Origin of the sequence: Phenylobacterium sp., assembly GCF_036821595.1 — a bacterium.
In the GTDB taxonomy this organism is placed as follows: Bacteria; Pseudomonadota; Alphaproteobacteria; order Caulobacterales; family Caulobacteraceae; genus Phenylobacterium.
Genome location: NZ_DAISJG010000160.1, coordinates 1 through 2,227 on the forward strand (window position 1 = coordinate 1; position 2,227 = coordinate 2,227).

Genomic DNA, 2,227 nt, shown 5'->3' on the forward strand with positions numbered 1-2,227 from the left:
GCCCCCACCGGCGGCGCGGTCGCGACGGGCGCGGACACCGCCTCCGGCGCCGCCCCCGCCACCCTCGAGGAACTGCAGGTCACCGGCACCCACATCCGCGGCGGCCGCACCGCCTCGCCCCTGCTGGTGATCGACCGGGCGGCGCTCGACCGCTCCGGCCACGCCACGGTGGCCGCGGCGCTCGGCGCCCTGCCGCAGAACTTCAGCGGGGTCGCCAACGAAGGCGCCAACACCACCGGGGCGGACCGTATCGGCCGCAACATCGGCTACGGCTCCAGCGTCAACCTGCGCGGCCTCGGCCCCGACGCCACCCTGGTGCTGGTCAACGGCCGCCGGCTGGCCGGGGCCGGCAGCTTCGGCGACTTCGCCGACCTCTCCACCCTGCCCAGCGCCGCGGTCCAGCGGGTGGAGGTGCTGCTGGACGGGGCCTCGGCCCTCTACGGCGCCGACGCCGTCGGGGGGGTGGTCAACATCATCATGCGCCGGGACTACGACGGCGCGGAGACCCGGCTCACCGCGGGCGTGGGGACCGACGGCGAGCCCACGGAGCTGCAGCTGTCCCAGGCCTTTGGCCGGCGCTGGGACGGCGGCGGCGTGCTGCTCGCCTACGAACTGCGGCGGCGCAGCCGGCTCTCCGGCGACGACCGCGCCTTCGCGGCCGACGCCGACCTGCGCCCCTTCGGCGGCTCCGACCAGCGGCTGACCAACGCCTTCCCCGGCAACATCCTGACGACCGGCCCCTCAGGGACCCTGGTCGGCTGGGCGATCCCGGCCGGGCAGGACGGGGTGGGGCTCAGGCCGCAGGACCTGATCGCCGGCCAGGCCAACCTCGGCAACCAGCGCCGGGGCGTGGACATCCTGCCCCGCCAGGACCTGCACGCCCTCTATGTGGCCGCCGACCAGCAGCTGGGCGAGGCGGTCGAGCTCACCGCCGACCTGCGCTACGGCCGGCGCGACTTCGACGTGCGGCTGTCCAGCTCCATCGCCAACATCGCCGTCCCCCGCGCCAACCCCTTCTTCGTCTCCCCCACCGGGGCGGCCTCGCACACCGTGGCCTACAGCTTCGCCGAGGAGATCGGCAACGCCCGCCTCGACGGCCGGCAGGAGAGCCTCGCCCTCACCCTGGGGGCCACGGCCCGCCTGCCCCGGGACTGGCGCACCGAGGGGTACCTGGCCTTCGCCCAGGAGGAGACGACCACCCACGGCTTCAACACGGTCAACACCGCCCTGCTGGCCGAGGCCACGGGCGCGGTGGCGGACCGGCCGGAGACCGCCTTCTCCGCCCCCCGGGACGGCTATTTCAACCCGTTCAGCGGGACCCCCGGCGCCAACAGCCCGGCGCTGCTGGCGGCGATCGCCGTCGGGTCCAGCGACAGCCGCACCCGCGGCCAGGTGATGTCCGCCAACCTGCAGGCGGACGGGACGCTGTTCGCCCTGCCCGGCGGCGCGCTGAAGGCGGCGCTCGGCGGCCAGCTGCGCCGGGAGACCCTGGTCCGCACGGGGACCAGCTTCGTCAGCACGCCCGCGCCCGTCGCCCAGCCGAGCGCCGACGTCGCCCGCTCGGTGGTCGCGGCCTTCCTGGAGCTGCGGGCGCCGCTGGTCGGCCCCGCCAACCGCCGCCGCGGCCTGGAGCGGCTGGAGGTCTCCCTGGCCGGGCGGGTGGAGCGCTACGGCGACGTCGGGACCACCGCCAATCCCAAGGCGGGCCTGCTCTGGGCGCCGCTCGAGGGCCTGAGCCTGCGGGCGACCTACGGCCGGTCCTTCCGGGCCCCGGCGCTCCGCGAGGTCCACGACGCCCAGAGCTATTCCGGGAGCCTGCTGCCGCTGGGGACGGCGCGCATCCGCACCCTGCTGCTGAACGGCGGCAACCCGGACCTGCGGCCGGAGACCGCGACCACCTGGACGGCCGGCGCCGACTGGGCCCCCGCCGCCCTCCCCGGCCTGCGGCTGGGGGTCACCGGGTTCGAGGTCCGGTTCGAGGACCGGATCGGCAAGCCGGTGCAGGAGAACATCCTGAACGCCCTGTCCGACCCGGCGCTGACCAGCTTCATCACCCGGATCTCGCCGGCCGACAACGCCGCCGACCGGGCCCGCATCGAGGCCCTGCTGGCCAGCCCGGCCCTGATCCCGGCCTCCGCCGGCTTCCCGCCGGAGGCCTATGGGGCGATCGCCGACAACCGCTACGTCAACACCGCCGACCTGCGGGTCTCCGGCGTCGACCTCACCG

At 75.9% G+C, this 2,227-nt stretch carries 1 protein-coding gene; it reads left to right on the forward strand.

Annotation, left to right across the window (positions count from 1 at the left end):
- Positions 1 to 2,227, forward strand: a 2,227-nt coding sequence (locus V7Z97_RS20155; RefSeq protein WP_334165375.1) for a TonB-dependent receptor plug domain-containing protein, incomplete at both ends; no start/stop codon positions are given.